This is a genomic window from Sulfitobacter sp. G5_S2_6_S6 (assembly GCF_054968505.1).
Map to the genome: position 1 here is coordinate 1 of NZ_JBQKUI010000013.1, position 21042 is coordinate 21042.

21 protein-coding genes and 2 pseudogenes are annotated in these 21042 nt (G+C 58.9%); 13 read left to right on the forward strand and 10 right to left on the reverse strand.

Translation table 11 applies throughout. The features are described from left to right. Window positions 1-145 (forward strand): IS3 family transposase (locus ACTRWK_RS16005; protein WP_462844064.1); only part of this gene is annotated, 145 nt, incomplete at its 5' end. A gap of 692 nt (window positions 146-837) precedes the next feature. Here ACTRWK_RS16005 and ACTRWK_RS16010 read toward each other — a convergent pair. The 3 genes from ACTRWK_RS16010 to ACTRWK_RS16020 form a co-directional block, all read right to left on the reverse strand. Continuing rightward, window positions 838-1350, reverse strand: coding sequence for a hypothetical protein (locus ACTRWK_RS16010; protein WP_289081702.1), 513 nt, complete (start codon window positions 1348-1350; stop codon window positions 838-840). A 122-nt stretch (window positions 1351-1472) separates the two neighbouring features. After that, window positions 1473-2561 (reverse strand): NAD(P)/FAD-dependent oxidoreductase, encoded by a 1089-nt coding sequence (locus ACTRWK_RS16015; RefSeq protein ID WP_289081701.1) that lies wholly within the window; start codon window positions 2559-2561, stop codon window positions 1473-1475. Window positions 2562-2597: 36 nt separating this feature from the next. Beyond that, window positions 2598-3491 carry a pirin family protein gene (locus tag ACTRWK_RS16020; RefSeq protein ID WP_462844051.1) on the reverse strand — a complete coding sequence of 298 codons (894 nt, stop codon included), beginning with the start codon at window positions 3489-3491 and terminating at the stop codon, window positions 2598-2600. A gap of 103 nt (window positions 3492-3594) precedes the next feature. Between ACTRWK_RS16020 and ACTRWK_RS16025 the strand changes: the two genes are divergently transcribed. The 5 genes and pseudogenes from ACTRWK_RS16025 to ACTRWK_RS16045 all read left to right on the forward strand — a co-directional run bounded on the left by ACTRWK_RS16025 (window position 3595) and on the right by ACTRWK_RS16045 (window position 7270). Then, window positions 3595-4488 carry a LysR family transcriptional regulator gene (locus ACTRWK_RS16025; RefSeq protein ID WP_288960089.1) on the forward strand — a complete coding sequence of 298 codons (894 nt, stop codon included), beginning with the start codon at window positions 3595-3597 and terminating at the stop codon, window positions 4486-4488. Between the two features lie 412 nt (window positions 4489-4900). Continuing rightward, a pseudogene (locus ACTRWK_RS16030) lies at window positions 4901-5423 on the forward strand (TRAP transporter large permease subunit); the annotation flags it as partial. A gap of 73 nt (window positions 5424-5496) precedes the next feature. Continuing rightward, window positions 5497-5721 carry a hypothetical protein gene (locus ACTRWK_RS16035; RefSeq protein ID WP_462844066.1) on the forward strand — a complete coding sequence of 75 codons (225 nt, stop codon included), beginning with the start codon at window positions 5497-5499 and terminating at the stop codon, window positions 5719-5721. Window positions 5722-5784: 63 nt separating this feature from the next. Next, window positions 5785-6417: pseudogene (locus ACTRWK_RS16040) on the forward strand (IS6 family transposase). Beyond that, on the forward strand, window positions 6368-7270 hold the full coding sequence (locus ACTRWK_RS16045) for a DUF4198 domain-containing protein (protein WP_462844065.1): 903 nt from the start codon (window positions 6368-6370) through the stop codon (window positions 7268-7270). The pseudogene ACTRWK_RS16040 and the gene ACTRWK_RS16045 overlap by 50 nt, the downstream one beginning before the upstream one ends. Before the next feature lie 33 nt (window positions 7271-7303). Here ACTRWK_RS16045 and gspD read toward each other — a convergent pair whose 3' ends face one another. The 5 genes from gspD to gspG are packed head-to-tail and all read right to left on the reverse strand — an operon-like array spanning window position 7304 to window position 11442. Then, window positions 7304-9199 (reverse strand): type II secretion system secretin GspD, encoded by a 1896-nt coding sequence (gene gspD, locus ACTRWK_RS16050; RefSeq protein ID WP_180829655.1) that lies wholly within the window; start codon window positions 9197-9199, stop codon window positions 7304-7306. A gap of 47 nt (window positions 9200-9246) precedes the next feature. Further along, a complete protein-coding gene (locus ACTRWK_RS16055; RefSeq protein WP_462844052.1) occupies window positions 9247-10122 on the reverse strand; it encodes a type II secretion system protein N in 876 nt (291 codons plus the stop codon). Continuing rightward, entirely contained in the window at window positions 10119-10481 is a 363-nt protein-coding gene (gene gspI, locus ACTRWK_RS16060) for a type II secretion system minor pseudopilin GspI (RefSeq protein WP_462844053.1), read from the reverse strand. Before gspI ends, ACTRWK_RS16055 begins: the two co-directional genes overlap by 4 nt. Further along, on the reverse strand, window positions 10478-10960 hold the full coding sequence (locus ACTRWK_RS16065; RefSeq protein ID WP_289081698.1) for a prepilin-type N-terminal cleavage/methylation domain-containing protein: 483 nt from the start codon (window positions 10958-10960) through the stop codon (window positions 10478-10480). The genes gspI and ACTRWK_RS16065 overlap by 4 nt, the downstream gene beginning before the upstream one ends. Next, window positions 10957-11442, reverse strand: a complete 486-nt coding sequence (gspG, locus tag ACTRWK_RS16070; RefSeq protein ID WP_289081697.1) for a type II secretion system major pseudopilin GspG — start codon at window positions 11440-11442, stop codon at window positions 10957-10959. Before gspG ends, ACTRWK_RS16065 begins: the two co-directional genes overlap by 4 nt. A 181-nt stretch (window positions 11443-11623) precedes the next feature. Here gspG and gspL point away from each other — a divergent pair, with 181 nt between their 5' ends. Genes gspL through gspF form a run of 4 tightly spaced genes read left to right on the forward strand, consistent with a single transcriptional unit; the run spans window position 11624 to window position 15868 of the window. After that, window positions 11624-12670 carry a type II secretion system protein GspL gene (gspL, locus tag ACTRWK_RS16075; protein ID WP_462844054.1) on the forward strand — a complete coding sequence of 349 codons (1047 nt, stop codon included), beginning with the start codon at window positions 11624-11626 and terminating at the stop codon, window positions 12668-12670. Next, entirely contained in the window at window positions 12667-13122 is a 456-nt protein-coding gene (gene gspM, locus ACTRWK_RS16080) for a type II secretion system protein GspM (RefSeq protein WP_462844055.1), read from the forward strand. The genes gspL and gspM overlap by 4 nt, the downstream gene beginning before the upstream one ends. Beyond that, a complete protein-coding gene (locus tag ACTRWK_RS16085; protein ID WP_462844056.1) occupies window positions 13119-14651 on the forward strand; it encodes a GspE/PulE family protein in 1533 nt (510 codons plus the stop codon). The genes gspM and ACTRWK_RS16085 overlap by 4 nt, the downstream gene beginning before the upstream one ends. Then, window positions 14651-15868 carry a type II secretion system inner membrane protein GspF gene (gspF, locus tag ACTRWK_RS16090; protein WP_289081695.1) on the forward strand — a complete coding sequence of 406 codons (1218 nt, stop codon included), beginning with the start codon at window positions 14651-14653 and terminating at the stop codon, window positions 15866-15868. Before ACTRWK_RS16085 ends, gspF begins: the two co-directional genes overlap by 1 nt. Here the strand turns inward: gspF and ACTRWK_RS16095 are convergent. Continuing rightward, the gene (locus tag ACTRWK_RS16095; RefSeq protein WP_289081694.1) at window positions 15865-16524 is read right to left on the reverse strand and encodes a hypothetical protein; all 660 of its coding nucleotides are present in this window, start codon (window positions 16522-16524) and stop codon (window positions 15865-15867) included. The genes gspF and ACTRWK_RS16095 overlap by 4 nt on opposite strands. On the opposite strand from ACTRWK_RS16095, the gene ACTRWK_RS16100 reads away from it, so the two are divergent. Genes ACTRWK_RS16100 through ACTRWK_RS16110 form a run of 3 tightly spaced genes read left to right on the forward strand, consistent with a single transcriptional unit; the run spans window position 16518 to window position 19065 of the window. After that, entirely contained in the window at window positions 16518-17660 is a 1143-nt protein-coding gene (locus ACTRWK_RS16100) for a penicillin-binding protein activator (RefSeq protein WP_289081693.1), read from the forward strand. The two genes, ACTRWK_RS16095 and ACTRWK_RS16100, sit on opposite strands and share 7 nt — an antisense overlap. Further along, a complete protein-coding gene (locus tag ACTRWK_RS16105) occupies window positions 17657-18184 on the forward strand; it encodes a type II secretion system protein GspJ (RefSeq protein WP_289081692.1) in 528 nt (175 codons plus the stop codon). Before ACTRWK_RS16100 ends, ACTRWK_RS16105 begins: the two co-directional genes overlap by 4 nt. After that, window positions 18181-19065, forward strand: coding sequence for a type II secretion system minor pseudopilin (locus tag ACTRWK_RS16110; RefSeq protein ID WP_462844057.1), 885 nt, complete (start codon window positions 18181-18183; stop codon window positions 19063-19065). Before ACTRWK_RS16105 ends, ACTRWK_RS16110 begins: the two co-directional genes overlap by 4 nt. A 304-nt stretch (window positions 19066-19369) precedes the next feature. Here the strand turns inward: ACTRWK_RS16110 and ACTRWK_RS16115 are convergent, their stop codons facing one another. Further along, window positions 19370-20995: a DUF4331 domain-containing protein gene (locus tag ACTRWK_RS16115; RefSeq protein ID WP_289081690.1), complete on the reverse strand. Its 1626-nt coding sequence runs from the start codon at window positions 20993-20995 to the stop codon at window positions 19370-19372. Between the last annotated feature and the right edge of the window lie 47 nt (window positions 20996-21042).

The window sequence follows — 21042 nt, forward strand, 5'->3', positions numbered from 1 at the left end:
TCGTGATTGGCGGGCCTTCACCGCGGCCCAGTTTGTTGACGAGGTTGACGCCTACATCCGCTGGTATAACGAAACACGCATCAAGATGTCCCTTGGTGGCAGAAGCCCCATCGAATATCGTAAAAGCCTCGGCCTTATGCCGTGAAAACAGTCCAAGTTTTTGTCCGCACCCCCGCCGGGTCAGTTCTCGGTGACAATCAACATACAAATCGTTACTCAGTGGCGCACGGCAAGTATTGAGATTGAACCAAATTCTCTCGTACTGAAGTACGACGCCGTGATGCACGAAGTGCGAAATCACCGTGCGACAGTGCGATTTCTCATGCAGAATAGAGACGCGCGCCAAATTGCGGAGTTTGGTTTTTTCGATGCCGAGAAAAGTATTCCCCTAGACCTGCGCGCAACTGGGCTCGAGTGATCCAGCCTTCCTTGCGCCGTTCACAAACGCCCAATCTGGCCCGCTAATGTAAATGTATCCCACACCAGCAACGTTCTGGGAGGTCAGCTCTCTACGCACAGCGGACCTCGGCTAAATACGCAGCGAACGTCTGGAACGCGCCTTCGTGTCGGATTTGTTGAACGGCTCAAAGCTGCTGCTGGCGCAGTGCTGCGATGTAGTATCGCCAAACCAGCCGTTCCACAGATCGCGCCAAAATGTTTTTCTTGAAGAGTTAATATCCAGTCATTGGGTGCCGCCCCCTTGCGGCGAATGCTCACAAGGGGGCGCTTTGACCTACAAAAGCCAGTTTGCTTCCGCTTTAGGTATACTTTCCGAAAAGGACATTTCGTGGATGATGTTGCCGGTTGCAACCTCGGTTCCGCCCGCTAGCGGCACCGTCACCCATATGTCGCCACCAAGACGGATATAGCCTGGCCATCCGGTTTCTGCTCGGAATTGAGCGCGTCGCTCAACAGGTGATTGCCTGAAATCTCGATACGGATCATGTCGCCATTGTAAGGCGCTTCGATCAGGAAGCCGTCAGGCCAGCCGTTGCCGGACTGCGGGCCGACATGGATTTCACCAACGAAACTGTCCTCGAATTCACCCGTGCTGAGCAGGATTTCACTATCCTTTGCCAACATGAACTTGCAGACGACCTTGTTGCCGTAATCCGCGTTGTGAAGGATATAGGAGAAGTTCAGCGTGAAATCGCCGCATTCCGCTCGGCCCCAGTGCCACGCCTTCAGAACACCTTCGATACCGGCATTGCCCCAATTGTGGTCGTGACAGCCGTGACCATCCTCGATAGCGATGGTTTCGCCCGCGATCTGAATGGTGCCGTTCACAACTGCGCGTGGTGCGGGCACGACATGCGCGTTAAACACCGTCAGCGCCACGTCGAAATACATCGCACCGGATCCGGCACGCCAGGATTCAACGGTCGCGACAAGTTCAAGGTCGACGACAAAAGGGATCTTCGGGAGATTTCCATGGTCTTTCCTTTTGGAAATTGGGTTCAGCCGCGTTCTGATCAGCTTTCAGGCCGGTTCAGCAACTTTGCGTATTTCTTGAGAAACAGGTCCGCCCCCTTCATCTTGCGGGTCAGGAAGTCTCCAGCGGTGAAGAAAACAAGGAAGGAATTCCCCTGTTTGGGACCAAGCGGAACGAGGATCGGCGCCTTGCTGCCCCATGGCTTATAGGGCTTCATGTCTTCGATCGCCTTGCCCGCTGCCAATCCGGATAGCGTCGCCTTGAGCCAAGGCAGTTGGCGGCTTGTGGCCACGATTGTCATGGCGTCGCCGACATCCGCAACATCGCCCGCCGCAAACACGTTCGGCAGTGATGATGGGCGCATCCATGGGTCGACCTTAATCCGGTTTGCCGTCGTTTTCTGAACACCGGCAAGCGTTTCAAGCACCTCGGAATTCGCGCGCGATCCGATAACCGGAAAGATCAGGTCGAAGTCGTGCTGTGACCCATCGGCAAGTTGCAGGGTGCCCACATTCGGCTCGGTCAAGCTTTTCAGGTTCTCCGCCCGCTGACCGAGAATGAGCGTGACACCGGCCTTTCGCAATTTTGCCGTGAGAGAGGTGCCCAGCTTTGACGGCATCGTCGGGAATAATGCCTCGTCGCCTGAGATCAACGTCACCTTCTTGTCCGGCATGGCATAGGCGATTTCGCCCGCAAGCTCGGTGCCAACGGCACCAGCCCCGACAACGCCGATGCGCCGCGCCGCTTTGAGTTGCTGATGAATGCGCTGGTTGTCGCACCTAAGGCTCGCAATATCGGCACCTTGAGGCTTGAAGGGCATCGCATTGCTGGACCCGGTGGCAACAACGATTTGATCCGCCTCTACCCGAGTGCCGTCCTCCAACGTGACACCTTCCGCGTCGATAACCGTCGCCTTGGACGCGATGACCCTGCCGTTCGCGAGCAGCCGATCATAGGGGATGAGAGCGCGATCCAGCAGCGAAGGGTCGACAACCGCGCGGATCATGGCCGGCGCGTGAACGAAGTGACTGCGCGGCTCGATCAATGTGACGTCCGCTGTGTCGTCGAGAGACTTCGCGAGTTCGGCGCCTATGTAGCCGCCGCCGACAATGGCAATTTTCTGTGACATGATTTCTAACCTTCTTGGTCGCCTTACGGCGTTATTCTATGATTTGTGGGCAGCGTGATCGGCGGGATAGGTGATCTGTCCGAATTTCCCGGCGCGATACGCGCGGAACGCCGCGGTCAGCTCGCCGTCGCTGTTCATGACAAACGGGCCGCGCATGGCGATGGGGTCGGTGATCGCTTCACCGCCAAACAGCAGCAGATCAAGCGGTTCAACAGCCGGGTTGGTGATCTCCAACGTCCCATCCGGGGCGTCCAATCCGATGATGGTATGAGCGTCGATCTTGGCATCACCGACCACGGCCCCATGCGTCGGCAGGAATCCCGCGACTGGCAGATCGGCGTGCAAGGCGATATCGACCGTCCCAAGCGGCTCGATCCTGACGTGCCAGATGAATTCGCCCGCATAGGTGGGGATGGGCGAGGATTGTCCATCATACTGGCCAAGCAGAACTTTGACCTCCCCACGCCCACCCGCGAGCATTGCTACGGGCAGGTCCGGGGATGAGACGGGCATGTATTGAGCAGGCTCGCGCTTGTTTGCCGCGGGCAGGTTGATCCAGAATTGAAAGGAATGCAGCACCCCGCCATCCCGGCGCAGGGGCGTCGCGAGCATTTCGTCGTGGACAATGCCATTGCCCGCGTTCATCCATTGCACGCCTTCCGCCGTGACGGAGCTGTTGTTTCCCAGGCTGTCAAAATGGGTCATGGCACCTTCCATGACATAGGTGAAGGTCACGATACCCGCATGGGGATGGGCAAAGCTGCCGTCCGGCTCAGGTAACTCACCGGCAGAAATTTCGCGCTTGGGAAGATGATCAAGAATCAGGAAAGGGCCGACCGCATTCACAGCCCGGTTCGGAAGGGCACGTCCGATGGTAAATGTACCGACCTGATCGGGCTGCGCTGGCTCTTGAAAAGAAACTTGTTTCATTGAGTTGCTCCGGTTGTTGATCCGACGATAAGAGAAACGAAACTTGATTGATATTTATACTTATTTCGCATCTATATAATCTAATCTTAACTTCTGGTGCCTGATGAAACTCGATCAACTGAATGTTTTGCGTGCTGTTGTTGAAACGGGCTCGGTCAAAACGGCTGCCGAACGTCTCAACCGGACACAGCCGGCGATCAGCCAGGCATTGAAGGCTCTGGAATTCCAGACTGGGACCGAATTGTTTGACCGGTCAGGGTATCGGCTTGAACTCACACCCGTCGGCAAACGGGTCTATCTTCAATCCTTGCGCGTTTTGACGGAGGCAGAGGATCTGGGTCAACTGATCCATCATTTCGAAAAAGGGCAGGAAGAGACGATCACGATCGCGGTGGATGCCATCACTAACCTCAACGCACTGACCCCCGTCTTATGCAAACTGCAAACAGGTTTTCCCGAGACCCGTGTGGTCTTGCGCCCCGAGGTACTGTCCGGTGCCATCGAGGCCGTAAAAACAGGAACCGCGGCAATCGCTGTTTCGCCAATGTCCTCGGTCATGCTCGAGGAAGAGGGTTTCGACTATATCCCCCTCGGTACATCGACGCTGCGCAACGTTACGTCACCCTCCCTTTGGGCCGAGATGGACAATCCCAAGCGCCTCGCGGACTTGCGGCGCTTCCATCAGGTCATCGCAAGCGACAGCGGGCAAGCCGGAGGACTGTTCGACCGCGAAATCGGCGTCCAGAAAGGCCAACGCCGTTGGTACGTCAGCGACCTTCAGACAAAAAAGCACCTTTTGATCGCAGGCCTTGGTTGGGGCCGCCTGCCAGAGCACATGATTGCGGAAGAGTTGAAACAAGGGCGGCTGTGCGAGATAGATTTGCCACACACGCATCTTGCGTTCGACGTCACCATCTATGCGTTTCGCCAGTCCAAGCCAATCGTCCGCGCGGTAGCGGCATTGCTGTGGAAAGAATTTGAAGCCCATGCGATGTAAGACATGTGTATCGTAAAGGCCGGCTTTGATGGCCGATTTTCCGACGCATTTCTGCGGCTAATCTTTTATGAAAGTAATGCTCCGGTTATCCCCGTGATACTGACAAGGGTATCATTGAAATCCCTGCCAGTCTAATCGCAGCTTCGGCGACAGCGTCCGAAATGCCCGCCATAGCTATGCCGCCCTGCCCTTTGCCCTAGTCTTTGATGCGGACACGACCCTGCGGCGGATCACGGGCAGTATCCTTGCGGCGCTCGGCGTTGCCGCCGCACTTTGGGTAGCATTCAACAGCGACGTGCTCGGGGACCAATATGGCTTCATTGAAAGCGACTTTCAGCTCGCGGTCGCGGTGACGCTGCTCTTGGTGGTGCTCGAAACGGCCCGGCGCGGGGTCGGCTGGCCGCTGCCGCTGGTGGCGGGACTTGCGCTGCTCTACGGGTTGTTTGGACAGTATATTCCGGGTGAGTTCGGACATTCCGGCACGCCGGTTGAAAGTTTCTTCGGGACGCTGACCATTGCCGAGGGCGGCATCTGGGGCACGCTGACCGGGGCTTCGGTGTCGGTCGTGGCGATCTTTGTAATCTTTGGCGCGGTCCTGAACCTTGGTGAAGCGGGTCAGGGTTTCATGAACGTTGCGGCAGCAGCAGCGGGTCGGCTGAAGGGCGGTGCCGCCAAGGTTTTGGTGTTGTCGTCAGCCCTGTTCGGCTCCATCTCGGGCTCTGCCTCGGCGAATGTCGCCTCCACCGGCGCGATCACCCTGCCCGCGATGACGAAGCTTGGCTATCCCGCGCCTTGCCGCCGCGGTCGAGGCCGTAGCCTCCTCCGGCGGGCAGATCATGCCACCCCTGATGGGTGCCGGTGTCTTTGTCGTGGTCGAGCTTACCAGCGTTCTCTATACCGACACTATGCCCGCCGCAGCCCTGCCAGCGCTGCTGTATTTCGTCGCGGTCTGGATGGGCATCAACACCTATGATCGGCGAGAACTGGTTGAAGGTCGCGCTGACAGCAATGGCACTTGGCATTGGGCTTTATATCATTCCGTTGGGCATGGTCGCCAACCCCGACATGCTGCGGCTCTCGGACGCTCCACTGGCCGCTCTCTTGGCGGCGGCGCGCGTGGACTTGGGGCTGAGGTTACTCTCGTCCGGTCTGATCGGAGCGCGCCGACCCATACCGACGATCGCGCTCTGTGCGGCCGGGCTGATAGTTGTATTCTCAGGACTATGGTTTTGACCAATTTAGTGTAGTTGCTGCTGGCTTTGACAGATACAGGCATTGCCAATTTGTTCAGCTTGCATGATCCGGCTATTTCAACGTCATGAAACCCCAATCAGTGTCCTGCGCCTGAGGGGCTTCAAGTTCCCTCGCGCAATCATCGCATACGTTGTTTGGTCTTACCATCGCGTCGCAATGAGCACGGCTGACGTTGAAGACCTGGTGGCCGAACGCGGTGTGATTGTAAGCCGGGAAGCAGTCCGGTTGTGGGTTACTCGCTTTGGTCCACAATTCGCATATTGCGGCCGGCGCGTTCGTCCTCGACATTCTCGTGCAAACACGACGAAACACGAAAGCAGCCAAGCGGTTTCTCCAAATGTTGATCAATCAGTTCGGCGAGCAGAGGGCCATGATCACCGACAAGCTGTGCAGCTGTGTCAAGCCGATCAAAACATTGGCACCGGAGGCTGACCACCGCGCCCACGAGGGATTGGACAACACCATCGACGGATCACACAGGCCGACCCGCAAGCGAGAGAAGATATTCGGCCGGTTTAAGTCACATCAGCAGACTCAGAGGTTGCTATCCGCTTACGATCAGACCAACCTGATTTTCCGTCCCGCCGATTTCAACGCGCCGCAAACTCATATCGCCATGCCCGAGATGACGCGTTCAGCCTCTGGGCAGAATACACCATCGAGATGGTGGCGTAATTTACAGACCAGCAACACCCTACGACACGCGGCCAACAACTTGGCACTGCCGAAACAGCAAACGGGTATGATCATGTCTCTTTACACGAAATCTTTCACCATATGGCTTCTCGCCACTCATTCTGCCTTGGCGCATGAATTTTGGATTGAACCTCGGGCCTACACTTTCCCGTCGCAGGCGACGATTGAGGCGGATCTATTGGTCGGATCCGAGTTTGTCGGGCAGGATTATATTTTCATTCCGAAGGGATACAGCTCGGCCCTGTTTTCCAGAGGTGACGTTGAAACAGAGCTGGCGTTTACCGGACAAGATAACCCGTCGTTGAGCCTCCAGTCGGGCGAAAACGGGCTGCACGCTATTGTACTTGTTTCAAATGCAAGCAGCCTAAAGCATGACACGCTGGCCGACTTTCGTGAATTTGCTGAAACCGTAGGGCGTGGTACCGAAGTATTTAGCACTCGGCCGGGTCAGCCTATCAGAGAAGCCTATTTCCGTTACGCGAAAACCTTGGTGGGGGTGGGCGACAAGCGCGGGCAGGATCGTGCATATGGCGCAATTTACGAGTGGGTAGCGCTGGATAATCCTTATGTTACTTTGGACGGGCCGGTCCGCTTTCAGCTGCTCTTGAATGGCGAAGCAAACGCCAATCAACCGGTTCAGGTATTTGCGCGGCCTGTTGGGTCCGAAGCCGAGACAGGACCGCAGCATATGATGACGGATGCGAATGGCATATTGACGCTTTCGGATGACATTCGTGGAGAGATCATGATCAACAGCGTAAAATTGCTGCCGGTAAAGCATAATGACTTTGATTGGGTGAGCTATTGGGCGTCGCTGACTTTTGAACGGTAGCAGCGTCTTGGGGGCAAGTGCCACTGGCTTGGGTCAATACAAACCCTGAATTTCCAAAGGCAACTGCTGTACTTCTTGTTTTTTAAGGATCGTTCTAGGCTGCTGTGTGGCGTCGGCTGCTTTCAGGCGGTTGAACCGGCGCGAAGAAGCCTCGGTGATATCTTCACGGCTGCGCAGGATCGTGGGTCTTAGAAAGACAAAAAGTGTACGCTGGGTATTGCGGGCATTACGCGATTTGAAAAGCTCTCCGACCACCGGTAGATCGCCAAGACCGGGCACCTTGCTGCTGCCGTTGATGCGGTCGTCGGTTATCAGCCCACCAAGCACAACTGTTCCGCGGTTGTCGGCCATTACGGTTGTATTAATCACCCGCCGGTTGGTCACTAGATCCGCGGCACCTTCAACATTGGCATTTGTTAGGCTCGATATTTCCTGTTCGATGACCAGCTGCACCACACCTCCGGCCGTGATCCGGGGCACGACATTCATCGTGATGCCGACATCGCGTCGTTCAATCGTGGTAAAGGGGGTCGCCGTATTCCCATCGGTGGCGAAGCTACCCGTCCGGAAGGGAACGTTCTGGCCGACGACGATGGTCGCGGGTTCATTGTCCAGCGTCGTGACCGATGGCGTCGACAAAAGCCGTGCGCTCGTAGACTGCGACAGGGCCTGCACCAAAATACCAAAGTCATTGCCACCGGCACCAAGCGTCAGTCCCGTAGACAAGGCCGAGCCGGCGGGGACACCAACAGCAGCAAGCACGGACCCCAGCGATACCCCTCCCCCATTAGAGAAGTTCGAGGCGGCGATTGCTCCGTTCGGCACATTCGGGCCAAGCCCCAGTTGGACCCCAAGCCGCTCTGCGACCTCGCCGGACACTTCGACAATAGCTGCCTCGATCATCACCTGCGGGCGACGCACATCAAGGGCATGAACGAGTTGCCCGACTTCTTGAACCTGCGCCGCAGTGCCGCGAACAACGATAGAATTCGTTTCGACAGAGGCGGTGATATTGACAGCATCCGGGGCGACGACGCGGTTTAGCGGCACAAATTGTCCGTCCGACGTGGCTTCGGCTGACTGTGCGCCCACATCGGCGGCAACTGCGTTGGTAATGTCAGTGGCATCCCCCACCGTACCTTTGATGATGTCTGCAATGATCTGTGCGTCGCCATACTGGAGGTTGAAAACTGTGGTAGCGACGGCCTCGCGGGGGTCTTTACGTGGCGCAACGTCCATGGCGATCGCAAGGCTGCGAATTTCTGCAATGTCTTCGGGCGTGCCGCGGACGAGCAGTAAATTGGACCCTGCATCAACGGACAGGCGCGCGCCTGTGCCCGCTTGACCAAGTACCTCTAGGATAGCACTGCCGACGGTGACCGCATCGGCACTGCGAAAGCGCAGCACCTCAGAGCGGACAAGGGCATCTCCGTCAAAGCTGCGCGCGATGGCCATGATCCGGTCCACATTGGCGCGGGTATCGGTAATGACAACGCCATTAGGATCTTCGACGGCTTCGATATATCCCGATTCCGCGACAAGCGGGCGCAGGACGCGCACGGCTTCGGCAGAGGGCAGCCGGTTCAGGCGCAACATCTCGGTTACGAAGTCTTGACTGCCAGCGATGACTTCTTCGCCAACATTAGGTCCGCTCGCAGTGCGCGCTTCGGCCTCGGGGATCACTTGCCAGATTGATCCGGCCTGAACGGCAACAAATCCGCGTACCCGCAGAATGGATTGGAACAACGACCAGACGCCTTCTTTGTCCAGCGCCTCGGCAGAGACGACAGTCACCTCTCCCACCAACCCCGGATCAAGCACCAAGGTGCGGCCGGTTATTTCGGAAATCTGTTCAACGAGCAAAGAGATGTCTGCGTCTCGCAGATTGATGACAAAGGTTTCCTGAGCGCGCACAGGGGCGGGCAGCATCAGTAAAACTGCGAGGGCAAAGGCTGCTATATGGCGAAGCGAAAGGGTCACTGCAGCGGAAATGACATAACGATCGTTCGGCCATTCCTTTCGACTTCGATACGGGCCAAGCCAGACGCCGCGATCACGTCATACAGTTCCCGATCCTGATCGACATTGCCGACGCTTTCACCATTTACACTTGTCACGATGTCACCTGCTCTCAGACCGGCGCGGTTTACGCCTACGTCGTGCTTTTCAGCGATGGTATATCCTTTTTCCCCTGGCACCAAGCCAATCGTATCCAGAACCTCAGCGGGGTTGGCGATGATGCGGTCGCGCCACATGTCGATGTAATCCTGTGTTGTCACGGGCTGAGCGCGTGCAGCTGCATCCACCTGTTCACTGATGGAACTGCCCTGCCCAGAGGTCATAAGCGCCAGCAGCCGTTCCGCGCCTGTCGGGACTTGCGGACCATCGGCGACCAGATCCGCACCGGCAAAATAAAGACGGCTCTCGGTGTCTTTTGTCAGCACGGTGACATGGTTTTGTGAAATAGAGGTGAGCGTCGTACCGGGGACGACCTCATCGCCGATGCGATAGTTGCCTTCAGTCGTGTCCGATCGCAGCAATGCCAGCGAGCGGTTCGGATCATCGCGGACGATGACCCCGAGCAAAATCAGGGTCTGCGGAATTGCGGCCGTCTGAGCATCTGCCACCGCGACTTCCGCAGCGCCGAACGGCGCAAGAGCCAACGCAGGCGCAAGGTCGGGCAGTGCCTCGGGCTCTTGTGCGGGGGGGCGAAGCTTCGCAATAGGGGGGATAACGCGATCATGGCCCAGCACACGCCAAGTCGCTTCGGCACCCGCCGCGGCCACGCTGGAAACGGCCGTCAGGATCACGCCCAATCGAAGCCATTTCGCCGCATGATCAAAGCGCGTCATGATGGGTCTCCTGATGCGACATATCCATCCAGAATATACAAAACCCGATCCGTCCCTGAAAGGGCGCTGCCGACAGAGACGGCCTGCACGTCGGGGTCGCTGGTCGGCCGGCGCGTCACGTCGAGATCGAATTCAATGCCGTATACCTCAAGCGGCTCTGCGCCGATTGCCACCCCTGCCCGGACTTCTGAAAGGCGGTATTCGGCGGCCCACCGTGCCGCGACCCGATCCGAGAGATCGGCGATGCGTTTACTGTGCCCCTGCGTGGCCGACAGCAGCGATACGGCGCCCAAGGCAAGGACGGCCATCGCCACCAGCGCTTCGATCAACGTGAACCCTGCATCGTCGTGACGTGTCATTCTACCTCCTGAAGATGCGCCGCGCTGACGCCGTCGAACCGAACATACTCCGCCGCGCCGTCACCCGCACGCAGTTCAAGCGACAAGGGGCTGTCCCCCGTCGGGCGCGACTCCGTGGAAACGACGATCGCGCCAGCGCTGCCAACGATCCGCGTGCGACCGCCCAGCAGATGGGGTTCTTTCAGGACCGGTAAAGGATGCGGCACCCAGATTTCCCCATTATAGACATCGAACCTATAGCCCTCCGCGCCCCAGACGAAGCCCATTGGCACCCCCGTCAGGATCACATCGTCCGCTGCCCGATTTAGCCTGGCGACAAGAAGGTCGGCCTCTTGCTTGGCAATATCACCACGTGACCCGCTGCCGATGCTAAGCCCGACGATCCCGGCCATTATTCCCACCAACACCAGTACCACAAGCACCTCAACAAGCGTCACGCCCGCGTCTTGGTGTCGGTCAGGGGCGGCCGTGGTTTTCACTTGCTGGCCTGCAGCTGCCCATGTGCCAGATCTGCCGCGACCCCTTCGCCGCCGGGCGCCCCATCTGCCCCAAGCGACATCAGATCGAACCCGCCATTCGCACCCGGAGAGACGTAGATGTAATCATTCCCCCAAGGATCGATCGGCACAGCCGTCAGATACCCACCCGCGACCCAGTTGCGGGGTTCGGGCGGCGCGGTGGGACGCACGGCCAAGGCCTGCAATCCCTGTGCGGTCGTGGGATAGGTGCGGTTATCCAAGCGGTAAAGTTCGAGCGCCGAGCCGACTGCGCGGATGTCGGACTGCGCAACGGTCACCCGTGCTTCGTCTGGGCGCCCGATAACGTTGGGCACGATGATCGCCGCCACCAGCGCGATAATGACCAGCACCACCATCATCTCGATCAGAGTTACGCCCGCTTCACCGTCGCGGCGGCTGCGGTCGGACGCGGTGCGGCCCCCCAGCATTTTCCAGTGACGCATGAAACTGTTTCCCTATCTGTTACGTGGCTTTCCGTATACTATGGCAACAACGGGACGATTGAAAAGGTAATTTTTCGTGATAAGTCAAGGCATTACGCCAGATTTAAACGCCTCGGAGCGCCCTGTACGGCTGCCCGCGTCTGACGCTTTAAAAGTGCCTTTGACCACGAGAAATTCGGCCATGGTTGCACGGGCCGAACTTTATTGCCCGCAGGTTGATGGGCTGGCCGCCCGTCCGGTCAGTGCAGAACACGTCAGTAGTTTTATCGTTCATGTACCCAGATCCAATGCGCGGCAACGGCAGGCGTTGATCACCTTTGCTGTCGAAGAGCGGATTGCCGCACCGCTGCAGTCCGTCCAGATCATCCAAGGCCCGCTTGCCGATGCGTCGCCCGGGGATCACCTGGCGTTTGTCCTGTCCAATGACGTGATGACGCAGGTGACACAGAAAGATGCGCCGCACCTCCCCGAATATCTATTAATCCCCCGTCCACCGTCCGACAATGGTCCCGCGTGGGCCGTCTGGAAAGAAGGCAATCGTGCGGTTGTGCGCTGTTCTGACGGGACGGGTTTTGCCGCCAATGTGAATATGCTGCCGCTTTTATGGCAGCGCGCTGGCCGGCCGTCGCTGCGCGCGCTTGGCGAACCGTTGGGAGCGGATCTTCCGGCCGAAAATCTGTCAGCCACACCACCCCCTCCGGACCCGATAGACGTGGCCTTCAGCTTTGCTCAGCCGCGCAAGGCTGCAGCACGGGGGTTGGCTGCGTGGAAGTGGGCTGCCGTCGCTGTGGGGGCTGCGTTAGCACTGCATATGGTCATCGCGGCTTTGAACCTGCGCGCCCTCTCTCAGATCGCTCAGACAGAGCGCCGCGCTGCAGAGCTGGCCATTTCGGACATCCTGCCCGGCATGACCCTAACCCAAGAGGTTGGCCCCGTTCTCGCACGCCTGACCCCCGCGCAGGTGGTTGGAACGGAAAGCAGCTTTTTGCCCCTGCTCAGCGATGTCTCACGCGTGCTGACGGACGCGCCGGTTGGTTTCAGGCGCATGGCATGGGGCGCGTCAGAGAATACATTGGTGGTGCTCATGCAGAGCCCTGGCCTGGACGACCTGCAAGGCATCGAGCAGACGCTAGAGGCATCGGGCTTTGCCGTGCGCAGCGGTGCAGCCACAGCGGGCGATGGCGGTGCAGAGGTCGAAATGCGGATCGCGCGGGGTGATGGCGGATGAAAGCTTTTGCCGCGCTTAACCCGCGTGAAAAGCGTCTGGTGAGCATTGTGCTACCGCTCGCCATCGTGGTTGTGGGCTATCAATTCCTATGGGCTCCTCTGCATCGGGCGCAGGCCGAAGCGCGCGCAGACATTCGAGCATTTCGCCTTGTTCAGGACACAGCTGCGCTGGCGTCCGTCGACACGATCGTGTCATTGCAACCGCTCAACGAGACGCCTCTTGCCACGCGGATCACCACCTCGGCATCCGCGGCAAACCTGACCCTGCGGCGCATTGAGCCTGAAAACGACAGCATCCGGGTCACTTTGGACGATACGCCCTTTGCGACCATATTGCTGTGGCTCTCTGATCTGGAAGAGCAGCACGACGTGAGGGTAGAGGCGCTCGAGGTGGATCGGCGCCCGGCACCGGGCCGTGTTTCGGCGCGTTTGCTTTTAGGATCGTTGCAATGACCCATGCCAGCACCCAGACCCGCCTTTCCTATGGTTTCGCGCAAAGCCAAGGGGTCATTCTATTACCTGCCTCTGAAGACCGTGCGGAGCCACGCTGCCAATACCGCCATGATGCCTCTTTCGAAGCCCTGATCGAAGCACAGCGCGTGTCTGGCGCCGCTGTGACATTCGAGGAAATATCGGCTGCCGATTTTGAAGCGGCTCTTGGCACGATCTACCGCGATTCCGCTTCCGAGGCCGCGCAGGTGGCCGCAGATGCAGACGATGATCTGGCCTCATTGGCTGACACCGCCGCTTCGATCGACGATCTGCTGGCCCAAAATGACGATGCGCCCGTGGTGCGGCTGATCAATGCCCTGCTGCTGGAGGCGGTCAAGGAAGGCGCGTCTGACGTGCATATCGAGACGGAGGAGCGGCGACTTTTGGTGCGCTTTCGGGTCGACGGCATTCTACGCGAGGTAATCAGCCCGAAACGCGCACTCGCGCCGCTGCTTGTCAGCCGGATCAAGGTGATGGGCAAACTCGACATCGCTGAAAAACGCCTTCCGCAGGACGGCCGTGTTTCGTTGCGGGTCGGAGGCTATGACCTTGACGTGCGCATCTCGACGATCCCCTCTCAATTTGGCGAGCGTGTGGTGCTGCGACTTTTGGACCGGGGGCAGACATTGCGCGGGATTGACCATCTTGGCCTGTCGGATCGCGATAATACGGTGCTGAAACGGATCCTGTCCTTGCCCGATGGGATGGTGCTGGTGACTGGCCCGACCGGTTCGGGCAAGACCACGACGCTTTATGCTGGTCTGGATATGCTGAACGACCGGCAACGCAACATCATGACCGTCGAGGACCCGATCGAATATACGATGGACGGTGTTGGCCAGATGCAGGTCAACGCCAAGACCGATCTCAGCTTTGCCAGAGGGTTGCGCGCCATTCTACGGCAAGATCCGGATGTGATTATGGTCGGCGAGATCCGGGACCGCGAGACGGCACAGATCGCCGTGGAATCCGCCATGACCGGGCATCTGGTCATCTCGACCTTGCACACCAACACGGCCATCGGTGCTGTGTCTCGACTGGTCGAAATGGGTGTCGAACGATTTTTGCTGGCCCCTATGCTGCGCGGGCTGATCGCACAGCGGCTGGTGCGGCGCAATTGCACCCAATGTCTGGGCGACCACGAGGTCACGCAGGCGGAAAGCGATCTTTTGGGGCAAAAGATAAAGCCCGGAGAGATTGTGAAGAAGGGGCTTGGCTGCGATACCTGTCAAGCCAGCGGCTTTCGCGGACGTCTGCCGCTGTATGAAATTATCGAGGTCGACGGCGCGCTTGAACGCAAAATGCACGAAGGGCAATCCGAAGCCGAGCTGATCGCCGCGGCGCGGGATCGCGGCCCGAGCATTCTGGACGACGGCATCGCCAAGATGCGTTTGGGGCTCACCACTGCACAGGAAGTCGCGCGCGCCATCCACGACGGTGCCCCACCGCAACCCAGCATATCGCTTGCCGCATCACAAGAGGATGAATAATGCCAGCCTATGCCTATGAAGCGATGACGCCCGCAGGCAAGTCGACCAAGGGGATCATAGAGGCCGCAAGTGCCGCCGCCGCGCGCAGCAGTCTGCGCCAGCGCAACCTCGCGCCGCTGTCGGTTGAACCAACCGTCGCAAAAAAGGGGAAAGCGACGAAGGGGGCGGGATTTGGCAGGGCCAAGATTTCGCGCCGCGCGCTGACCCTACTGACCCGACAGCTTGCCACGCTGATCGGTTCGGGGATCGGTGTGGAGCAAGCGCTCAAGACAGTGGCAGACCAGCAGAACAAGCCTGCTGTTACATCACTGTTGTTGAACCTGCGCGCCTCAGTGCTCGACGGGCGTAGCTTTGCGCAGGCGCTTGGCGAGTATCCTCAGGTGTTCGGCGACTTTTACCGTGCGTCGGTCGCTGCGGGGGAAACCTCGGGGCAGCTTGGCCAAGTGATGGAACATCTGTCCGGCTTCGTGGAAACCCGCGCAAAGAACCGGCAGACGGTGCAGCTTGCGTTGCTGTATCCCGCGATCCTTGCCGTCGTTTCGCTTGCGGTAATCGTAGCACTGTTGACCTTTGTGGTGCCTGACATCGTGCGCGTTTTCACCTCTCGCGGGGCGGAGCTGCCGTTCCTGACCCGTTCGTTGATTACGGTAAGTGATTTTATCAATGCGTGGGGTATTGCAATGCTCGGCGTGCTCGCGGCCATTATCCTTGGCGGGGCCAGCCTGCTGCGACAACCGGCGATGCGGCTGCGCTGGCATCGATTTCTATCGCGTTCGGTGCTGACGCGGGGGTTCTCTCTCAAGACGAACTCGGTGCAGTTTGCGGGTACCTTGGCAACCTTGACCGTCAGCCGCGTGCCGCTTGTAGATGCCTTGACCGCTGCTACGCAGACCGTGCCAAATTTGCACGTCCGCGAAAAAGTCGCCCAAGCCACGGCACGCGTACGCGAAGGGACGGCGCTTTCACGGGCGCTGGACGATGCCAAAGTCTTCCCCCCGATGCTGATCGCGATGATCGCAAGTGGCGAAGCGGGGGGCGTGCTGGGGACAACGCTGACCCGCGCGGCCGACGATCAAGAGCGCGATCTGAATGCATTGGTAGCCGCATTGGTGGCACTGGTCGAACCTGCCGTACTGCTGATCATGGGTGGGATCGTGATGCTTTTGGTGCTCTCGATCCTGCTGCCGATCGTTAACCTCAACAATCTGGTGAATTAGAATGGCATTTCTATGATCATCGGTCCGCTCGTCGGCATGCCCGGCACAAGCACGGCGCCTTCGGGCTCGATACGCGCGATCAGCCGCCGTTCCCCTGCAACCGTGACCTTGGCCAGCGTGCTGTCACGATCCGTCAATATTGCTATGGCGTCGCGGCCTTGGGTTGTCAGGTCCAACGTCATCTGCGGCACTGTTGTGTCGCGCCCCAATAGATCTTTGCACCGCCCTTCGCTGATCAGAACCGCGCCCGCAGCAGCAGCGGCCCCCTTGCGCCAGCTCAGCCGTTGCACATCAACGACGGCCTGCGACGTGCAGTTTTTCAATGCGGCCCCGGGGATCAGGTCGACCAAACCGGGCCCGATACGCCCCACAATGTCCGTCGCGCTCATGGATGCCGGGGTAAAGGTCGCAACGCCTGTCAATTGGGTGTCGGGCCCTTGCAAGGTCCAGTCCGCGACCCCGCGAGCAGCGAACAAAGGCCAGCCGCGCAAGTCCCAATCCAGCGAATATCCACCGTCCAACACAGCACGCCCTTCCCACAGGCCGCCATACAGGTCAGTAATCGGAGCAGGGATGACGGCAATACGGCGCAAGGCCGATGCCGGGAGGGTGACAATCAATGTCGTCACGTAAACGAGGAATGCAAAAGATGCCAAAAGCACAGCCGATAGAATCCATCGAAACCGTGGCTTCCGGTGCCTTTTCCCCTCTGTCGCGGCGGCGGGTATTGTTGGGTCTTGGTGGGTCATCGGCGCTCATTGGTTTATCGGGCTGCGGCGGGTTGTCTTTGACAGGTGACACTGAACTGCCGCCTGAAAATGCGGTAGGACAGGCCGTTTTGCTGGCCCCGCTTACCGGCCCGCGTGCGTCATTAGGACAGATCATGCTGGCAGCCGCAAGCCTTGGCGGCAACGCGACGGGGCCATGGGCCGAGGTCGAGGTGGTCGATGCTGGCGATAGCCCCGAAACAGCCGTTGCTGCCGCGCAAAAAGCGATGGACGGCGGGGCGAAGATGTTACTTGGTCCGCTTTTCTCAGGCCAGAGCCGCGCAGTCGCCGAAGCTGTCGGGCGCGGTACGCCCGTTGTTTCACTGTCGAACGACAGCTCTATCGCCGGAGATAACCTGTTTGTATTCGGCATCACACCGCAGCAATCAGCGAAATCGATCCTCGGCTTCGCGGCAACCCGCGGCAAGCGCAACGTTGTTACTGTTGTTCCTCCGGGGCCATTTGGTGCCTTGTCCGCGCAGGCAGCGCAATCCGTCGTCGCGGCGACAGGGGGTACCGCTCCGCCAGCGATTGTTGCCGCATCCGCCGCTGGCCTGATCGACAAGATCCGGGCCGCGAACGGCGGTGCGCTGCCAGATGCGGTTTATCTGCCCGTTGTGGGTGGTCCCTTTGAAGAACAGGCCGCGGCGATCAAGAGCGCTGGCGTGCAGCTGCTTGGCTCGGAACAATGGGCCTCGATCACGCCTTACCGGATCGACGCATTGCAGGATGGTTGGTTTGCCGCACCCGACCCTGTTCGTTTCGAGGCCTTTGCTACGGCCTTTACCGCGTTCAGTGAAACCGAGGCGGGTGTGCTTGGCGGGTTGGCCTTTGATGCCGTCGAAATGGCGCGAATTCTTGGTCGCATCGGCCAGCAGAACCGTAAAGGGCTGCTGCGCGACGCCGGTTTCGACGGTGTCGTCGGCCCCTACCGTTTCCAAAAGGACGGACAATGCGCACGCGGGCTGGCTATCCTGAGCGTGACAACCGGTGCGAATAACCTGATTGGCTCTACCGGCGCATGACCCTTATCCGCGACCAAGAGGCTGGCGTGACCCTGATCGAGATGCTGGTCGCTCTTAGTCTTTTCGCTTTGGTGGGTATTGCCTCGTTTACCACGCTGGACACGATCTTGCGCGTCCGCGAACGCACCGATGGCCGGCTCGAGCATCTGGCACAATTGGACCGGGCGTTGCTGGTCTTCGGGCGCGATATCGTGCAGGCGGACCCCGGTACGGTGATGCTTCGGGATGGGGTCCTGTCCACTCTCGGACATGATGGCCAGACCAGACGCCAGTATCTGCACGATGCAAATACGCTTAGCCGCGAGATAGGCCCCCGAAATGCGGATGACCTGTTGCGGCAAACCCTGATACTGGATGTCAGCGCGCTGACGTTTCGCGTGCTTGATAGGGATCGTAACTGGCATTCAACGTGGCCCCTCCCCGACAGCGAGAGCGAAGCGCTGGCCGTGGATATGCGCGTGGACATTGATGGAATTGGCAGTCTGAGGCGGCTTTCGTCTTTGACCCGCCCTGCGCCCCCATGAGCCGCGCCGGTATACGATATCCGGACGGCGGCGTCGTGTTGATCAACGTGTTGGTGGCGCTCGCGTTGGGGTCTGCGATCGTTGTCTTGATGTTCACCTCGCAAGAATCCCTGATGGAACGCACCCAGCGAGCAGCCGCAGCGACCCAGGCCGAGGCGCTGGCCTTGGGCGCGGAGACCTCGATTATCATGGCGTTGCGCCGGGATATGGACGTCGCACCCGAGACGGACCATATGGCCGAACCATGGGCGTTGGCAGCACAAGAAGAAGTGCAACTAGAGACGGGTAGCTTTGCGATCAGCGTATCAGATGCCCAAGCGCGGTTTGATTTGAACGGGCTTGCAGCGGGGCGTCTCTCGCAACAGCAGATCCTTGCGCGGCTGGTCAAATCTCTGGACCTGCCCGACAGCGTGGCCTTGGACATCAACGACCGAATTTCCCGCCGCGGCCCCATACGCGCGTTGTCCGAGGTCGAGCTTTTGGACGCGCCGACGCGTGCGATACTGGCCCCCCACGTCAGCCTGCTACCGCAACCCGGCGATGTGAACATCAACACCGCAAGTGAAGCGGTCATCGCGGCAGTGCTGGGATCGCCAACCGCCGCAAGACAACTGGTCAAGCGGCGCGAACAAAACGGTTTCCTCACGCGCGGGGACGTGACCGACGCCGGCATTGTCGCGCTGAACGGCATTGGTTTCACGTCAGACGTATATGACGTGGAAAGCCGCGCAGAAGTGGATGGCACGACGGTTATCCTGACGTCCCGGCTGCTGCGCGAAGACAAGCTGGGGCGAAAAGACACCTATGCGATCGAGCGCAGCTTTTCAAAGCATCTGGGATCGAAGGGGAGCTTGCCTACCCCAAAGCCCTTCCGTCCCTAAGGGTAAAATGCGAAACGCGGCCACTCTTTGGAGCGGCCGCGCCTCTTTCTTGTTCTCACACCCCCGAAAAGGAGCCAATCAACCTAGGGGTTGAAAGGTTCGCTCGTCGGGAACCGTGGCACTGTGACCCCCGCGAGGGAGATCGGCTGGGCATTGCGATCCTGGTTGAAGGCGCGCACAAAATCGGCCCCCAATTTGGAAATGCCGTTTAGTCCGCCGCTGCTACCACAAGCGACTAGAACGCCGGCCACAACCACAAGAACTGAGATACTCTTCAACATCGGAATTCTCCTATTCTATGGGTTTAGTTGTTCGGCGAGCCAGCAATCGGTGTGTTCAAGTAGGGGAACACGGTTTGCAACTCGGTGGCGCGCAAAGGTGCCCCATCGGTCAACGGCACTAGGCCCGCAGGCGCGGTGTCGTTGGGATCGCCTTTGCCACAAAGACCCAGATTTACATTGTCTTCGGCACTTGGGTCTCCGCTAAGCTCTTGCCCGAGAGGCACGTCATGGCACAACCGGCCCATCATCACGCGCAGCGCAAGATCGACAGTGTCATCCGCCGGACGGCGACCGTTGGGAAAGCCCGCGAGGTCTTCAGCCAAAAGGCCAAAGGTATGCTGCTCGGACGCGGGTGTCGCCGGGAACGCTGTATTCAAACGCAGCATTTCAGACAGGTCTGTCTTCGTATCGAAGCCAGCAGGCTGGTTTACGCCCTGAAAACCGCTGAGGAACGCGGTAACTAGGTCGTTCCGGGGGAAGTTCGACGGAGCGATATTGTCCGATGCACCCAACGCATCGCGGAACAGGATATCCAGTAGCGCTGGCAGGGTCGGATTGGTCACATAGACAGCCAGTGCCTCGTCAATTGTAGGCTCTGCTGCGTTAAACAGATCCTTGTCGGAAAGGCCGATGACCACCTCGTTGACCAGCGGGTTGGACAAGCGCGACTGCTGTACCCAAGCGCCACCATAAATCGAGGTCTTCTCGTAGGTGGGCGACGGGTCTTCCAACTCGCCTTGTGGCAGGCTGGCAGTCGTCCATGCCCCGATGACCGGCTCATCCCCTTGGGTCAGACAGGAGATTGGAACTTCCAAAGCCAGGGTTGTGACATTGGCTTTACCAATCAGGTCGTCATTGGCGCGGTCCTGCACGATCCCGTTCGCATTGAAATTGGGATCGTTATACTGGGACCACATCGGGTTATCTGGTCCCTGCACTGGAACGAGGTTCACCAGATCAAAGATTTCGCCAAGGTTCACCGCGAAGGCCTCTGCGCGCTGGCCAGCAAAAACCCGGCCCGTTCCGCAGCCCGGAATTTTTACATCGTCATAGATATAGGCGTTCGCGTATTCGGCATAGTCAGGCAGGGTCTTGTTGCCAACGTTGTCGAGCGGCTTGGTAAAGGTCGTGCCGCCGCCATGTGAAAGAGACGTTCTTTTGCCGCTGCGACGGTCCCCCGTGATCATGGTCACGCTATAGCTTTCGGTTTCACCCAGAGCGGCAGTCGGGCTGCTGGCTGTGATCTGGCCTGCAGCGCGCAGCGGAATGCCCACTTTCTCGCCGCCGATGTCCAGCTGGATACCAGTGCCGTCTTTCAGATTATTGTCGAATTGGAACTGAAAGGTGATCTCTTCTTCGGCATCGGCGTCATTGCTGACATGGATCTCATAGATCGCATCAGGGTCCATGGTGAAATAGTTGGGTCCACCATAGGGGGCCTGCAAAGGCTGGTAATTTGCAATGAGGGTCACGTAGTCGCCGCGGTTTGCCTCGTAGCTTTTGAACATGTAGAAATCTGTCGCGTCGATCTTTGGCTGCTCGGTAATGCCCGGCGCCTCACGGTGCGATGATGCAGTTGCAATGCTTGCTGTCAGGCAAAGCGCTGTAGCGCAGCTTCCCTGCAACAAGGTACGAATGGTAAATGTCATTTTTCACTCCCAAGTTGGCTTATTTTATGTGCCGAGACCAATGGCCA